Origin of the sequence: Photobacterium carnosum, assembly GCF_021236965.1 — a bacterium.
Lineage (GTDB): Bacteria > Pseudomonadota > Gammaproteobacteria > Enterobacterales > Vibrionaceae > Photobacterium > Photobacterium carnosum.
The window spans coordinates 41280-58236 of sequence record NZ_WMDN01000016.1; the positions used below are offsets into that span (position 1 = coordinate 41280).

A 16957-nucleotide genomic window follows, 5' to 3' on the forward strand; every position below is an offset into this window, starting at 1 on the left:
AAGCTATCCTAGCGCTTCCTATCCTGTGTCGCACTCCTTGTCGACAGGGAATAATTTACCTGAAGCCATATCTAAAACAATGTATCAAGATCACACTTTTGAATACGTAAATATCAGCAATAAACAAGTCTTTGTTCTATAAAACAAAAAATAATCGACTACACCTGAAATTGCCATAATAACAGTTAGTAATAGTCAATCTCTTACAACACGACAGGCGAATCCACCGTTACTAAAATATTAAAAAAGAGTAATTCTAAGCAACAAGGTTAATTATGCTGATAATTCCAGTCTTAATGTAACCCTCCAATATAAGCAGAGAGTGCACTAATTTCATCATTACTGAGCTTAGCTGCCGCCGAGCGCATCATGGCATTAAGATCGTTATTACGAGTTCCTGCACGGAATGCCTGTAGTTGTAATTGAATATATTCCGCATTCTGTCCTGAAATTTTAGGAAAACCCGATAAGCTGATACCATTACCTCGCGGGCCATGACAGGCAATACAAGCCGCAATGCCCCGGTCGGAATCACCAAAACGGTATAATGGCTCCGCAATCGCAATCACATTTTCAGGCGTGGTATTGCCTGAAATAGGCAGAGAAGAAAAATACGCACCAAGATCGGCCATATCGGTGGCTGATAATGCCGCAGCCATACCCGCCATAATCGCATTACTACGACCTAGAGCACCGCTACTGGTCACGGCTAATTTATAATCAGCAAGTTGTTTTGCTAAATAATCAGCATGTTGGCCTGCTAACTTAGGGTATTGTCCTATTATTGCATTACCATCACTGCCATGACATCCAACACAAGTAGTGGCCTTTAATTTACCCGCATCGATATCACCTTGAGCAGCAACCGAATAACTTGCCATCAGAGTAAATATTAAAACTAATTTTTTCATGACATTCCATTTATAATTATAGAGCTTCCGTACCACAAGTAATGCTCAGTGACATGGTATACAATACGACCATAAACCAAACACGGTTTAATATATCTTAGACAATTTCACAAAAAAGCGCTTTTTTTACAACATCAGCGCTTGACGGAGTTAACAGTGAATCAACCTCTCAACTATAGAAATACCAGTTTTATCACAAGTGCACCGGACATTCGTCACTTGCCACAAGATGCCGGCGTTGAGATCGCATTTGCTGGTCGCTCCAATGCGGGTAAATCAAGTGCACTAAATCGCCTAACCGATCAAAAAGGTTTGGCTCGTACTTCTAAAACCCCAGGCCGTACGCAATTAATCAACATGTTTGAAATCATTAATGGTTGTAACTTAATTGACTTACCTGGCTATGGTTTTGCTCAAGTACCGCTTGAACTCAAACTAAAATGGCAAAAAGCATTAGGTGAATACCTACAACGCCGTGAATGTTTGCAAGGTTTAGTAGTACTGATGGATATTCGCCATCCAATGAAAGACCTTGATCAGCAAATGATTAATTGGGCAATTGAAAGTAGCTTGCCAGTATTAGTCCTATTGACTAAAGCAGACAAATTAAAAAGCGGTGCGCGTAAAGCACAAGTATTAAAAATCCGTGAAATGTCGAAAGAATTTGGCGGTAACGTTCAGGTTGAAGCTTTCTCTGCATTGAAAGGGATTGGCGTAGATCAAGTGCGTAGTAAACTTGATGAGTGGTATGCACCAGAATTAGAACGTCAACGTGTACTAGCCGCTGACGATAGTGAAGTTTTTAATCTGCCATCTGCAGAATAAAACCATCACGCAATGCAATAAATAACATCTAAAGCCCCATCATTATTGGTGGGGTTATTAATGACTAAAATCCCCCATCCCCGATACTAATGATCACCGCTTGCAGTGCATCATCTCAGAACACACCAGTCTTAATACTACTGCCGCTTCCCGATTAAATTCGGCTAACCCAATTGATGTCGATACATTATTTTAATCAAAAAACAAGTCAGCTAATTATTAATAATTTATGACTTTTATGAAATTAAATTACATCATAGCTTATTTAAAAAAACCAAAAAAAAAGCCATTCTCAATGCCGAGAATGGCTATTTCATGTCTTTATTTGCCCGCTAATCATTATGAACTAACCAACAAAATCAAATATGAACAAGAAGCTACCGCTATTATAGCCTGCCAATTTTAAATTTAAAGTATTTGCTCTAAAAAATATGACAGCAAATAAAAACCAGCCACAAAAACAGCTCATAAAGCCAAAAACAAGTGACAACCATCATAAAAAAACAGCAACACAGCCACTTTTGTGTAAAAAACAAACACAAAAAAGCCAAGATCGGGATAAAATATAGAAAAGATAAAACAAAGAAATAATATTAGAGAGTTAGTATAACGCAGATAAATTTGATATTGGCGCCATAAAAAACGCCCCAGTCCAATAAATAGACTGGGGCAGCTGAATCAGCCAAATCCAATAACGTGAAACAAAAGGTCTGAAAGATAGAACATCTTACCTCTGTACCCTACGTCATCAACTGTATATCAATCGCTCAGTTTTTGGAAGTCTTTGTTGTAGTTTTTTTTCATAACATTGTAAGTAGTTTTTACATAATTGTTCTTATTTTTAACAAAAAAATAGCTAATCTTGCGATCAGCTATCATTTTATTATCAATACACAACAGTATTAATTAGTGGGCTTGATCCCAGTTATCACCACAACCAGTATCGGCAATTAATGGCACGGCTAACGTTGCCGCTTGCTCCATTAACTCTCGTACTTTAGCGGTAACACTGTCTAATACTGATGCTTCTACTTCAAACACCAATTCATCGTGTACTTGCATTAACAAACTAACTTGCCCTTGTGGTTGCTGTTGTACCCATTCATCAACGGCAATCATGGCAAATTTAATAATATCAGCTGCAGTACCTTGCATTGGGGCATTAATAGCTGCTCGTTCAGCCGCTTTTCGACGTAAACCATTACGCGCTTTAATATCAGGAAGATACAAACGACGACCAAATAAGGTTTCAACATAACCGAGTTCGGCAGCACTATTACGAGTACTTTCCATGTATTCTAAAACGCCAGGGTAACGTTCAAAATACACATTCATATAGTCTTGTGCTTCATTACGACCCATATCAAGTTGCTTGGCTAAACCAAATGCACTCATGCCGTAAATTAAACCAAAGTTAATGGCTTTCGCGCGTCGACGTTGTTCAGTGCTCACTTCATCAATCGCTAACCCTAAAATTTCAGCGGCGGTTGCGGCGTGAATATCTTTACCCTCTCGGAATGCATCCAGCAGCGCTTGGTCACCCGAAAGGTGCGCCATAATACGCAATTCAATTTGAGAATAATCGACTGCCAGAATTTTATACCCAGCTTTAGCAACAAATGCTTGACGAATACGACGCCCTTCTTGATTACGAACTGGAATATTTTGTAGGTTAGGCTCACTTGATGATAGACGCCCAGTCACTGTTCCAGATTGATGATAAGAAGTATGAACACGGCCGGTTACTGCATTAACCATTCTAGGTAACTTATCAGTATAAGTGGATTTTAATTTCGCTAAGCCACGGTATTCTAATAATAATTTCGGTAATGGATAATCTAATGCCAGCTCTTGCAGTACTTCTTCATTCGTTGACGGTGTGCCTGAAGGAGTTTTTTTAAGAACAGGTAATCCCATTTTTTCAAATAGAATCGCTTGTAATTGCTTCGGTGAACTTAAATTAAATTCTTCACCCGCTAATTCATAAGCCAGTTTTTCTATTTCATCTAATCGCTGTGCTAATTCGATCGATTGCGCCCCTAACAAGGCAGAATCAATGTAAACACCGGTACGTTCCATACGAGATAAAACTGGCACTAACGGCATTTCAATCGTTTCAAATACTTTATTCAGCTTTTCATCAGCGGTAACTTTTGGATATAACGCATTATGGAGGCGCAGAGTAATATCAGCATCTTCAGCAGCATATGGCCCTGCCTGCTCAAGATCGATTTGATTAAAGGTTAATTGTTTCTTACCTTTACCCGCAATATCTTCAAAACTGATATTTTTATGCTCAAGATAACGTAATGCAAGGCTATCCATATCATGGCGACCTACCACACTGTTATAGATATAAGATTCAAGCATGGTATCAAATTTAATACCCTGCATATCAATGCCATAACGCGCAACAATACTGGTATCAAATTTTAAATTTTGACCCACTTTAGCTAAATTTTTATCTTCTAATAATGGTTTTAATTGCGCTAAGACCCAATCACGATCAAGTTGTACTGGCGCATCAAGATAATCATGAGCAACAGGTACATAGGCAGCTTTGCCTTCTTCAACCGCAAATGAGACCCCAATTAAATTAGCGGTCATGTAATCAAGACCATCGGTCTCAGTATCAAACGCAAATACATCGGCATTTTTTAACTGAGTTAACCAATTATTAAAACTTACTTCATCAAGGACGGTTTCATAGCCACTACGATCAATGGTTGGCGCAATGATTTTAGGTTCAGTTGGCGCTGTTGCTGCACTTTCATCAGCAACAATGCGGCCATCACTGCCATCCAACATTTCGGTTAGCCAGCGACGGAACTGTAATTTACCAAACAATTCAGTTAGTGCGTCAGTATCAGGTACACCTTTACATAATTGTTCAGGGGCAAGTTCTAATTCAACATCAAGCTTGATCGTCGCTAGCTTATAAGACATATAAGCCACTTCTTTATGAGCAATCAGCTTTTTAGCCATGGTTTTTGAGCCACGAAAGCCTAGCGCTGCAATATCATCAAGATTGGCATACAAAGTATCTAAGCCACCAAGACCTTGCAATAACGCTGTCGCCGTTTTTTCACCGACACCAGGAACGCCAGGAATGTTATCAGCCTGATCCCCCATTAACGCTAAGTAATCGATAATCAACTCAGGACCAACACCAAACTTATCCACAACCCCTGCAGAATCCATGACTACATCTGTCATGGTATTGATCAAAGTAACATGTTGATCAACTAGTTGAGCCATATCTTTATCGCCAGTACTGATCAATACAGGCATCCCCTGCAGTGAAGCTTGAGTGGCTAGCGTACCGATCACATCATCCGCTTCAACCCCAGAGATCGCGATCAACGGTAATCCCATTGCCTTGATCACTGCATGTAATGGTTCAATCTGTCCGCGAAGATCCTCCGGCATCGGTGGACGGTTTGCTTTATATTCAGAGTATATGTCATTACGGAATGTCTTACCTTTAGCATCAAAGATAACCGCAATACGATCCGTCGAAAACTGACGTAACATACTGCGTAACATGTTAACCACACCATAAATTGCACCCGTTGGTTCACCATCAGAATTAGTGAAGTTAGGTGCGGCATGGTAAGCGCGATAAAGATAAGAGGATCCATCGATAAGGATCAATGGATTTTCAGGAATCGTAGCCATAAGGTTATTCTTATATCCGAGCGAAAGTAGTTCAGGTTAGGTCTATTATCGACCAAATTTACCCCTACACCACAGGAAAAATGCAATATTGACTAGAATGCCATGCCAAACCGCAACTGTTAACTGATGTTTTGTGTTATTCATCCATTTTCTGTGGATAACTTTGTTAGTATTTAATTTACGCCAGTTGATCATTTTTTATATAAAAATAAAATTTACTCATGATTGTATTTACTTTCATATACTTAATAATAAACTTCAATTTAGATCCTCGATCCCATATTGATCATTGATTGTGGACAACCTTAACTAGATAATCTTAATCAAGCCAATAATCACAACAATATAACTATATTTGATTAGTTAGGATGCCATTATGAAGAAAATTGCAGTAATTTTAAGCGGTTCAGGTGTATTTGATGGAACCGAAATCCATGAAGCAGTATTAGCGTTATTAGCCATAGAACAACAAGGGGCAAGTTGGTACTGTTTTGCTCCCAACATCGATCAATATCAGGTCATTAATCACCTCAATGGTGAAGTCAGTCATGAAATCCGTAATGTTTTAGTCGAATCAGCACGAATTGCACGCGGCAATATTTTTGATGTCGCCACCTTGAATATTAATGACTATGACGCCTTGTTAGTTCCCGGTGGATTTGGTGCCGCCAACAATTTATCTGATTTTTCACTCCATGGCAGTGCATGCCAGATCAACGAAGACGTTAAACAAGCCTGCCAAGCGTTTGCTCAAGCCAATAAACCTGCGGGTTATTTATGTATTGCACCAACCTTGATCCCGCAGATCTATGGTCCCGGCGCAAAAGCCACGATCGGTAATGATCCTGACACTGCTGCTGCATTTAATGCCATGGGAGGTGAGCATATTCAGTGCCCTGTTGATGATTTTGTGTTGGATCAGAAACGACGTCTATTAACCACACCAGCTTATATGTTGGCAACCAACATCAGTGAAGCAGCAACAGGGATCAATAAACTGGTACGAGAATTAATAAAATTAGCATAAGCGGCATAATAAAAATTAAACGCTTAAAAAAGAAAAAGCGACGCACTGTGTGATGCGTCGCTCAGCAGAAGTAGTAATCGGTTTTTAGCCCTACACTAAACACCATTACCAAGCTGAAGTATACTGGAAGCAATGTGAGCAATGTCGTGCCTCAAGCATCAGAAGAAGGGGGTTCTCTGTTGATTGAAAGCCCGTCAATAATAACCATTCTCAACTAGAATACAATATCTAATTGAGATTAATTCCCACTTAGAGCCATTTTATAACCTACCTCAACAAAAAAGCATCATCTCTTATTTAATCACGCTTGCCGTGTCAGAAAGTGATGATTGTTTTAATGTGGTTAGCTTATTAATTAAATAGTTAAGTAACACCCCATACAAAGGTACAAACAAACCCAAACTAATAATTAATTTAAAGCTGTAATCCACCAGCGCTATTTCAGTCCAATTTTGTGCCATAAAAACGTCAGGGCTGTGATAAAACGCAATACTAAAAAAAGCAGTAGTATCAAGTGCATTACCAATAATGGTCGATGCTATTGGCGCAATCCACCATTGCCTCATTTGGCGTAGGCGATTAAATACCGACACATCCAATATTTGTCCCAATAGGTACGCCATAAAACTCGCGATCGCAATACGGGCAACAAAAAGATTGAATTGAGCCAAATGAGCAAAGCCTTGATATTGACCTTGAAAGAATAGGACTGACAATACGTACGATACAATAAGAGCCGGAGCCATTACTCGCCAAATAATTTTGCGAGCCATTCCTGCACCAAAAATACGTACCGTCAGATCTGTTGCTAGAAAAATAAACGGAAAGGTAAATGCACCCCAAGTGGTGTGATAACCAAAAATAGTAAACGGGAGTTGGACTAAATAATTACTTGAGGCGATCACTAATAAATGAAACGCGACCAAATATGATAAAGCCTTGTGCTGTTGAGCTGCCGAAAAAACAGTCGTTGTTACATTAGATGTTGTTGCGTTGGATTTAAATAAAGCAGTCATGAAAGACCTTTTTGTCATTGGGGGGAGGGAACCCAAACATTTTCATTGCCAGCAATAACCGCCAGCAACACCAGGGCGGCGATTATACAGCACAGCATTTATTTGCCTAGTAGTGAGACAATAACTGTTGAATAAAAATTAAAGACTCAATGTCATTTAAGGTTAGTAACTCAAGCCACATCGATGCGGTGTAATATTCAGCTTTAAGTAATAACTGACAGCCTTCAAAATCAATTAGCCATTGTTGAAGGTCGGCACTTGGCTCTTGATCAATCAATGTCGCATCTAAACGCTGTAACAATACCTTAGCGACCACCGTAAAATTATCAAACTCAAACAAAGGTGGGGTGACCACTAATGTGCCTTGCTCAATATTTATTTCCGTTTGACTAAAATCATAATCCATTATTAGCTTCCATTAGTTATGTTCATCGACCGCCATTAAATGCTCCCCAATCAATTGCAGGAAGACCACTCCAAATTTTTCTAACTTGCGCTGCCCAACCCCATTTATCGCTAAAAATTCACCTTTTGAGCTTGGTAAGCGCTCTGCCATTTCCATTAAACTGGCATCATTAAAAACCACATACGGTGGAATATTTTCTTCATCGGCAATGGCTTTGCGTAGTTTACGTAACTTAGCAAATAATTTTTTGTCATACTGGCGATTAGCCATTCGATCCACTTTACTGCTGCGAGCAGCAGTATCAAGCCGAGGAACCGCTAATGATAACGCCATTTCCGCACGTAATAATGGGCGAGCTTGCTCAGTGAGTTGTAACACTGAATTACGGCTAATATTTTGGGTTAAGAATCCACGATGAATCAATTGGCGTAAAATACTGACCCAATATTCATGGCTATATTCACGCCCAATACCATAGGTGGTTAATTTATCATGGCCGTATTCACGAATACGTTGATTCTGCATTCCACGTAAAACATCAATAACATAAGTAAGACCAAAATTCTGATTCACGCGATATACACAGGATAAGGCTTTTTGAGCGGCTTCAACGGCATCAAATTGTTGCGGGGGATCAAGGCACACATCGCAGTTCCCACAAGGTTGACGTTGATCTTCACCAAAATAATGTAATAACACTTGGCGACGACAACTTTGAGCTTGAGCAAATGCGCCCATAGCATGCAGTTTATGCAATTCAACATCACGCTGTGCATCATGAGGTTTTTCATCAACACAACGGCGTAACCACGCTAAATCAGCTGGGTCATAAAGTAATAACGCTTCTGCGGGCAAACCATCTCGTCCAGCACGTCCGGTTTCTTGATAATAGGATTCAATATTACGTGGAATATCAAAATGAACCACAAACCGCACATTGGGTTTATTGATCCCCATTCCAAATGCCACCGTCGCGACGACCACATGAATATCATCCCGCTGAAAAGCCTCTTGAACCGCGCTGCGTTGTTGATACTCCATGCCAGCATGATACGCCGCCGCTCGAATACCACTTTCACACAATTTTTCGCTGATCTGTTCCACTTTCTTGCGGCTATTACAATAAATAATGCCGCACTGACCGCGCACCGTCGCCAAATAGCGGCTTAATTGCGTTAACGGTTTATGTTTTTCCCATAGGGTGTAGCGAATATTAGGTCGATCAAAACTGCCTAAATAACAATGAGGATCGGTTAATCCCAACCGACTAATAATGTCTTGTCGTGTTGCGTCATCAGCCGTCGCCGTTAACGCCATCACAGGCAACGGTGAAAATTGCTGTTTCAGTAGCCCTAATGCCGCATATTCTGGTCGAAAATCATGTCCCCATTGAGAAACACAGTGAGCCTCATCGACAGCAACCATCGCTAAATCAAGTTGCTGCAACCGTTCAATAAAATCACGCATTAGCACCCGTTCAGGCGAAGCATAAACTAACCGTAACTCGCCAGTTTGCATCGCATCAAACGTCGCTTGAATCTCTTCACGTGACATCGCTGAATGAATACAGCCAGCACTAACACCATTGGCATTTAATTGGTCGACTTGATCTTTCATTAGCGAAATTAACGGTGAGATAACCAGTGTTAATCCTGACTGCATTAACGCTGGGATTTGGTAACACAAAGATTTACCACCACCGGTTGGCATAATAACCAGACAATCTTTACCCGCCGTAATCGCATCAATCACGGCTTGTTGACCTTGCCTAAATTCTTGATAGCCAAATACATCCTGCAAAATTTCTTGGCTGGATAATAATGATGGCAACACGGACAAAGGAGCAACAGCTGACATGGTAAGACTCTTCGCTAAACAGGGCTGCCATTCTATACCTAAATCACCATTAGATGCGAATAAGCCCCCTATTGAACACCATATTCATTTGCTTTTTAAAAAAAGATAACTGCAATGATCATCATCGTTGTAACAACCTCGATTTCATTACACTAACCGTTATCAATCACCATTTCGGCATAAATCTCTATTTATTGTTTAATTTATCTTATTAAACTCAATATTTTTTATAAAAAAAACCACTGTTAGTTATTTACTATAATTTAACCAACTAATTAATAAGATAATAAAATTATTAATTATCAATAAACTTCATAATTCACTCTGGTTAGTTATTCAACAATCATTAAATTAACATTCATATTTAGCCGCAAAATACCGATGCAATTTGTGTTATTTATTAACTTAATATCATTGAAGCTACTCTAATTAATAAAAGTCACTATATAGCGCGAAAATCACAACCAATAATGCTTAAAAATAATGGGATATATGCCATTTTTCTGCCATCATTAATTACACTTAAGACAAACATACTATTCCCCACTGTTGTGTTATTGATAACAAGGATCTGTCATGCTAAAAATCACACCATCATGGTTACGTTTACTCACGATTGGTTGCTGTTCAGTCCCCTCTTTTACCGCAATCGCACAACAAATCAGTGATGCTATTGCACCTGAGACCCGTGTTTCTCACCAGCAATCTCAGTTAGTGAGTGGACAACAATGGATGATTGCTAGTGCCAATCATTATGCTAGTGAAGCGGGTGCGGCAATGTTACGTCAGGGAGGGAATGCCATTGATGCTATGGTCGCCACCCAATTAGTTTTAGGGCTGGTTGAACCGCAATCATCCGGCATTGGTGGCGGTGGCTTTTTAGTGTATTGGGATAGCGATAATCACCAAATGACGACCTTTGATGGGCGCGAAACAGCACCGTTTGCGGTAACACCACGCCTATTTCAGGATAAAAATGGGCAACCTTTAGCGTTTTATGATGCCGTTGTCGGCGGCCGCTCTGTTGGCACACCCGGTACGATTAAATTATTGTGGAATAGCCACCAGCAATACGGGCAATTAGACTGGAAAAAACTGTTTCAACCTGCCATCAGACTGGCTAAAAATGGCTTTATTGTGAGCCCTCGTTTAGCCGCATTAGTCGCGAAAGATGCCATTCATTTACAACGCTGGCCTGTCACTAAAAATTATTTTTTTGATGCCCAAGGTCAGCCAATTCAAGCAGGCCAAAAATTAATTAATCAACCTTATGCCGATACCCTGCGTAAAATTGCCGATTATGGTCAAAAAGCATTTTATCAAGGGGATATTGCACGAGAGATAGTTAATACGGTTCAAAATGCCATCGGTAATCCAGGGGTACTCAGCAGCATTGATTTAGCCAGTTATAAGGTTAAACAACGGGCTCCAATATGCGCCCCTTATCACCAATATCAAATTTGTGGCATGGGACCACCCAGCTCAGGCGCATTAACCCTCGGCCAAATTATGGGCATGCTTAGCCATTATCCTTTAGCGACAATGGGCGCTAATAATATTAATAGCTGGCGTTTAATTGGTGATGCGTCACGGTTAGCGTTTGCTGATCGCGGCAGTTATATGGCAGACAGTGACTATGTACCGATGCCAACAAAAGGCCTACTTGATCCGGCTTACATTCAACAGCGGGCGCAATTATTAGCCACCAATAAAAAATTAACCAGCGTCGAAGCAGGATCGCCACCATGGGATTATGCCAATCTTCAAACGACTGATGAAGCCATCGAATTACCGTCTACTACCCATTTTGCGATTGTTGATCGCCAAGGTAACGTGGTCTCTATGACCTCAACCATTGAAAACAGTTTTGGTTCACGGTTAATGGTCGGTGGCTTCTTACTTAATAATGAATTAACCGATTTTTCATTTCGCAGCCACATTGATGGCAAACCCATTGCAAATCGAATTGAACCAGGAAAAAGACCGCGTTCATCAATGGCACCGACGATTGTCATGCACAATAATCAGCCCGTATTAGCGATTGGATCGCCTGGTGGCAGTCAAATTATTGGTTATATTGCCAAAACCTTAGTGGCTTACCTTGATTGGGAGATGGATTTACAGCAAGCCATTAACTTACCTAACATCAATAATCGCTTTGGTCCCTTTGAACTTGAGCAAAATACTTCAGCTACAGCGTGGGCACCTAAGTTTGAGCAATTAGGTTATAAAACCGCAGTCAAAGATCTTAACTCGGGTATTCAAGCGATCAGTATTGCGCCTCAGCAGTTAATTGGAGCAGCCGATCCGCGCCGCGAAGGTAAGGTCATCGCTCAATAGCGACCTCAACACATAAAAAAGCCCGCCAATGATTAACCATAAAAGTCATCACTGGCGGGCTTATTTATTCAAAGGATATTATAGGGCGGTTAACTTAGCGTATTGGGTCACTAACCACTTAATACCCTCACCATTAAAGGCCACTTGCACACGGCTTTGCGCGCCACTGCCTTCAAAGTTAATGATCGTCCCTTCACCAAATTTAGGATGCTGTACTCGCTGCCCTAAACTAAAACCGGTTTCATTGAAGTTATTATTCACTTGGGTTTGGCTAAAACGGCCACTGCTTACAGGACGTGACACTTGTGCCTTCATTCGTACTTCCTCAACATATTGCTCAGGAATTTCACGAATAAAACGCGATGGCTTATGGAAATTATCTTTGCCATATAAACGTCGCATTTCTGCATAAGTGATATATAGCTTCTTCATTGCCCGTGTCATACCGACATAACACAAGCGACGCTCTTCTTCTAACCGATCAGCTTCTTCAAGAGTCCGTGAACTTGGGAACATTCCCTCTTCAACGCCAACCATAAACACCACGGGGAATTCTAAGCCTTTGGCACTGTGCATTGTCATTAATTGCACCGCATCTTCAAAGGCATCCGCTTGACCATCACCGGCTTCTAACGCCGCATGGGCTAAAAAGGCTGATAACGGGCTCATTTCTGCCGCTTCTTCTGGAATTTCAAACTGACGGGTTGCGGTCACTAATTCTTCTAAGTTTTCGATTCGCGCTTGGGCTTTTTCGCCTTTTTCTTGTTCATACATTGCCCGTAAACCAGAGTGACGAATAACATCATCCGTCTGTTGGTACATTGGCAATTCAGCGGTGTCATCTTCTAACGCATTAATCAATTCAATAAAACGCTGTAATGCATTTGCCGCACGTCCCGCCAGTACTTTCTCATCTAATAACATTAGACTTGATTGCCACATGGTTAAGCCACGATCGCGCGCAGTTAAGCGAATTGTTTCTAAGGTACGCTCACCTAAACCACGTGTTGGCGTATTGACGACGCGTTCAAATGAAGCATCATCATTACGATTACCCATAAGACGCAAATAAGCCAACGCATCTTTAATTTCTTGGCGCTCGAAGAAACGCATACCGCCATAAATACGATACGGCATTCCTGCCTGAATCAATGCTTCTTCTAATACTCGCGATTGGGCATTACTGCGGTATAAGAAGGCAGTATCACTAAGGCTTCCACCTTGTTCACGCCACTCTTTGATTTTACCTACAGCGAACCGTGCTTCATCGAGTTCGTTAAAGGCAGAATACAAAGAAATCAGCTCGCCATCGCCATCTTCAGTCCACAAATTTTTACCCATACGGGCAGTATTATTAGCAATTAATTCATTAGCAGCATTAAGAATATTGGCCGTCGAACGATAATTCTGCTCTAAAAATATCGATGATGCATTGCTGAAATCATTTAGAAAACGTTGAATATTTTCAACTTGTGCGCCACGCCAACCATAAATCGATTGGTCATCATCACCGACAATCATCACATGACAATCAGGACCCGCCATTAACCGTAGCCACGCAAATTGAATATTGTTGGTATCTTGAAACTCATCTACCAAAATATGTTTAAAACGCGCTTGGTAATGTTCACGAATATGTTTGTTATCACGTAATAACTCAAACGAACGCAATAATAATTCCGCAAAATCAACCAGACCCGCACGATCACACGCTTCTTGATAAGCGGTATAAATGCGTAACCATGTTTTTTCAACCGGATCGTTATAGGTTTCAACGTGCTGTGGACGTAAGCCTTCATCTTTCTTGGCATTGATATACCAAGCACCTTGACGGGCAGGCCAATGTTTTTCATCTAAATTCTGCGCTTTAATCAAACGGCGTAATAACCGCATCTGATCATCAGAATCTAAAATATTAAAATCGTCAGGCAGACGTGCATCTAAATAATGCGCGCGAAGCATACGGTGACATAAGCCGTGGAAAGTACCATTCCACATGCCAGCACTTGAACCATGCATTAATTCATTAATACGCCCCCGCATTTCTGCCGCCGCTTTATTGGTAAACGTTACCGACATAATCGAATATGGGGAAGCTTGTTCAACTGCCAACAACCAAGCAATACGATGCACTAGCACACGGGTTTTACCGCTGCCTGCTCCCGCCAATACTAAGTGATTACCCAACGGCGCAGCCACCGCCTCGCGTTGTTTATCATTGAGTCCATCTAATAGAAGTGAAACGTCCATCGCTATCTACTGGTTATTTATACAATGCTGGTGATTATACCAGCCCCAATAAAGATTGCTTCGGTATCTTTATTGCGATTTTCGCAAAATTCAGAAACACAAAAGCAACATATCAATTAAAATAATTAACATCTCAGTGTAATAAATTATGCGGTTGTCCTGTCTATTATTCTGAGAGCGTATTAACGCTATTAAAAAAACACCACATCACAGCAAACCAACACTTAATCATAATCAAGGAATTATCATGAAAAAGACCAATATTGCCTTAGCCTCAGTAATGACGGGATTAATTGCATTAGCGGGAACACTCGCGTCAACAGCAGCCGTTGCTGACGGAATGGACAAAAAAATGGCCAAAGAAAAATGTTATGGCGTCAGTAAAGCAGGTAAAAATGATTGCGCCACTAAAACCAGTTCTTGCGCAGGTTCAGCCAAAGAAGATGCTCAAAAAGATGCGTTTGTAGTTGTACCCAAAGGACTCTGTGATCGCCTCCATGGTGGTTCAACTAAGGAGGCGTAACTTAGTGGATTTTTCATCTCAGCAATCTATTGGGGTGGGCTTACGCTCACCTCATATTATTGAAATAATCACTCAACGGCCACAACTTGGGTGGTTAGAAATTCATAGCGAAAATTATTTCAACCCCCATTCCTTAGCACGCCAACAACTACGTCAATTACAATCAAATTACCCCATTAGCTGTCATGGCATTGGGCTGTCATTAGGCTCGGCCGATCCGCTTAATATTCAACATTTACAACAGCTCAAACAATTAATCACCGAAACAGAACCCTTTTTAATTTCAGATCATCTCAGTTGGAGTTCGGTTGATGGTCACTATTTTAATGACTTATTACCGCTGCCCTACACCGAAGAAGCGTTAGATAATTTTTGCGATAAAGTGATGCAAGTTCAAGATGTACTCCAACGGAAAATGTTAATTGAAAACCCATCGAGTTATTTGCAGTTTCAACACTCAACCATTCCTGAGTGGGAATTTTTAATGGCGGTACAACAACGAACGGACTGCGGGTTGTTATTAGATTTAAACAATATTCATGTCAGTAGTTTTAACCATGGTTTTGATTGCCAAACGTATTTAGCCGCGATCAATCCAGCTGTAGTACAAGAAATACACCTTGCTGGCTTTATTCGTAAACAGCTGCCTCAGGGTGAGATCTGGATTGATACTCATAGCCAACCTGTCAGTGATGAAGTATGGCAATTGTATCAACAGTGGATCCGTAATCATGGTAGTGAGACGCCAACCTTAATTGAATGGGATGCTGATATTCCCCCACTGGCAATATTATTGGCTGAAGCGAATAAGGCTCAAGCAATTATCGAGAAGGAGTACGCCAATGCCACCATCAGCAACCACGCCTAATTTGCAGCAATTACAACATCAATTTGCGGCGGCATTGCATTATCAACCACATGATTTAGCCACTACCGTCGTCAATGATCATTTCAGTGCAGAGCAACGGCTACAACTGTACTGTAATAATTTTATTATTGGCTTAACCGACGTTCTGGCAAGTGTCTATTCCACTGTGAGCGCCATGATTGGTGACGATTGTTTCAACCTCCTCGCGCGACAGCACATTCTTAATCATCCGCTACCACAAGGGGATGTCACCGTTTATGGCGCTCATTTTAGCGATACCATCGCCGCTCAACCGACATTGGTTTCCACTCGGCCTTATTTGGTCGACTTAGCGCGGCTAGAATGGCAACGTGATTGTGTCAGCCGCTTAGCTTGTCACGCTGGCAACCTACCGTTAGAGAAATTACGTCAACTCGAACATCAAGCTAGTCACATTACTCCGCAGCAATATTATTTTCATATTCCAATCTCAACTGACACCTTTAGCAGCCAATATGCGGTAGTGTCACTGTGGGAAATCGTTAATCAAACCAATGATGACCACCAACAACAGCAATTAGCGACATTAAATATTAATCAACCGCAAACCGCCCTGATACAACATTACCAATGGCAAATTTGGCAGCAACATGTCACGCCAGAATTAGTCACTTTAGTAACTGACTGTCAGCAGCAATGCCCAATTGCAGCCTTAACACCGACGCAATTAAATCTGCTACCACAGTTATTACACCACCACTTAATTGACGATATTCGTAAGGTGAATAGTGATGCTTAAATTTATTCGCACCATCGACGTTTTTTTTCAGCAGCTCGTACAACCATTACAACCACTATTATTACTTTTTTGCCGAGTATGGGTTGCCAGTGCGTTCTTTAAATCCGGACTGATCAAATATAACAGTTGGGATAGCACGCTCTATTTGTTTGAGTACGAATATCAGGTACCAATCTTACCTTGGCAATGGGCCGCCTATACTGGAACCGCAACTGAATTAATGGTGCCGATTTTTTTAGTACTCGGACTATTTACACGGCCGATGGCAATATTATTATTTGGCTTTAATGTGATTGCGGTAGTGTCATACCCCGCGTTATGGGCGCAAGGATTTTATGATCACCAATTATGGGGAATGATGTTATTAGTTACCGTATTTTGGGGCGCGGGAAAACTCTCAGTCGATCACTGGATAAATCAGCATTATCGTAATAGCAATATAATACCGTAAACGGCTGAGCACCCAACAAGGCTAATC

Annotated in this window: 14 protein-coding genes; 7 read left to right on the forward strand and 7 right to left on the reverse strand. The window is 40.9% G+C overall.

The features are described 5' to 3' along the window. Positions 1 to 293: 293 nt before the first annotated feature. A complete protein-coding gene (locus GLP24_RS14375) occupies positions 294 to 911 on the reverse strand; it encodes a c-type cytochrome (RefSeq protein ID WP_232616185.1) in 618 nt (205 codons plus the stop codon). A 156-nt stretch (positions 912 to 1067) separates the two neighbouring features. Here GLP24_RS14375 and yihA point away from each other — a divergent pair, with 156 nt between their 5' ends. After that, entirely contained in the window at positions 1068 to 1736 is a 669-nt protein-coding gene (gene yihA / locus GLP24_RS14380) for a ribosome biogenesis GTP-binding protein YihA/YsxC (protein ID WP_101769550.1), read from the forward strand. A 678-nt stretch (positions 1737 to 2414) separates the two neighbouring features. Here yihA and GLP24_RS19990 read toward each other — a convergent pair. Next, the gene (locus GLP24_RS19990; protein WP_438616993.1) at positions 2415 to 2462 is read right to left on the reverse strand and encodes a hypothetical protein; all 48 of its coding nucleotides are present in this window, start codon (positions 2460 to 2462) and stop codon (positions 2415 to 2417) included. A gap of 180 nt (positions 2463 to 2642) precedes the next feature. Next, positions 2643 to 5414 (reverse strand): DNA polymerase I, encoded by a 2772-nt coding sequence (gene polA, locus GLP24_RS14385; RefSeq protein WP_232616186.1) that lies wholly within the window; start codon positions 5412 to 5414, stop codon positions 2643 to 2645. A gap of 376 nt (positions 5415 to 5790) precedes the next feature. Between polA and elbB the strand changes: the two genes are divergently transcribed. Further along, a complete protein-coding gene (elbB, locus tag GLP24_RS14390; RefSeq protein WP_232616187.1) occupies positions 5791 to 6441 on the forward strand; it encodes an isoprenoid biosynthesis glyoxalase ElbB in 651 nt (216 codons plus the stop codon). Between the two features lie 293 nt (positions 6442 to 6734). On the opposite strand, the gene GLP24_RS14395 is transcribed toward elbB, so the two are convergent. The 3 genes from GLP24_RS14395 to recQ all read right to left on the reverse strand — a co-directional run bounded on the left by GLP24_RS14395 (position 6735) and on the right by recQ (position 9720). Further along, a complete protein-coding gene (locus GLP24_RS14395) occupies positions 6735 to 7457 on the reverse strand; it encodes a 7-cyano-7-deazaguanine/7-aminomethyl-7-deazaguanine transporter (RefSeq protein WP_232584096.1) in 723 nt (240 codons plus the stop codon). 106 nt (positions 7458 to 7563) lie between these two features. Continuing rightward, the gene (locus GLP24_RS14400) at positions 7564 to 7863 is read right to left on the reverse strand and encodes a DUF3630 family protein (RefSeq protein ID WP_101769546.1); all 300 of its coding nucleotides are present in this window, start codon (positions 7861 to 7863) and stop codon (positions 7564 to 7566) included. A 12-nt stretch (positions 7864 to 7875) separates the two neighbouring features. Then, positions 7876 to 9720 carry an ATP-dependent DNA helicase RecQ gene (gene recQ / locus GLP24_RS14405; protein WP_101769545.1) on the reverse strand — a complete coding sequence of 615 codons (1845 nt, stop codon included), beginning with the start codon at positions 9718 to 9720 and terminating at the stop codon, positions 7876 to 7878. Positions 9721 to 10296: 576 nt separating this feature from the next. On the opposite strand from recQ, the gene ggt reads away from it, so the two are divergent. After that, positions 10297 to 12060, forward strand: coding sequence for a gamma-glutamyltransferase (gene ggt, locus GLP24_RS14410; protein ID WP_232616188.1), 1764 nt, complete (start codon positions 10297 to 10299; stop codon positions 12058 to 12060). A gap of 78 nt (positions 12061 to 12138) precedes the next feature. On the opposite strand, the gene uvrD is transcribed toward ggt, so the two are convergent. Then, positions 12139 to 14310 (reverse strand): DNA helicase II, encoded by a 2172-nt coding sequence (gene uvrD, locus GLP24_RS14415; protein ID WP_101769543.1) that lies wholly within the window; start codon positions 14308 to 14310, stop codon positions 12139 to 12141. A gap of 247 nt (positions 14311 to 14557) precedes the next feature. Here uvrD and GLP24_RS14420 point away from each other — a divergent pair, with 247 nt between their 5' ends. The 4 genes from GLP24_RS14420 to GLP24_RS14435 are packed head-to-tail and all read left to right on the forward strand — an operon-like array spanning position 14558 to position 16930. After that, entirely contained in the window at positions 14558 to 14833 is a 276-nt protein-coding gene (locus tag GLP24_RS14420; protein ID WP_101769542.1) for a BufA1 family periplasmic bufferin-type metallophore, read from the forward strand. Between the two features lie 4 nt (positions 14834 to 14837). Continuing rightward, the gene (gene bufB, locus GLP24_RS14425; protein ID WP_407951511.1) at positions 14838 to 15701 is read left to right on the forward strand and encodes an MNIO family bufferin maturase; all 864 of its coding nucleotides are present in this window, start codon (positions 14838 to 14840) and stop codon (positions 15699 to 15701) included. Further along, entirely contained in the window at positions 15676 to 16479 is an 804-nt protein-coding gene (locus GLP24_RS14430; RefSeq protein WP_232616189.1) for an HvfC/BufC N-terminal domain-containing protein, read from the forward strand. The genes bufB and GLP24_RS14430 overlap by 26 nt, the downstream gene beginning before the upstream one ends. Next, entirely contained in the window at positions 16472 to 16930 is a 459-nt protein-coding gene (locus GLP24_RS14435) for a DoxX family protein (protein ID WP_232579364.1), read from the forward strand. The genes GLP24_RS14430 and GLP24_RS14435 overlap by 8 nt, the downstream gene beginning before the upstream one ends. Positions 16931 to 16957 lie beyond the last annotated feature (27 nt).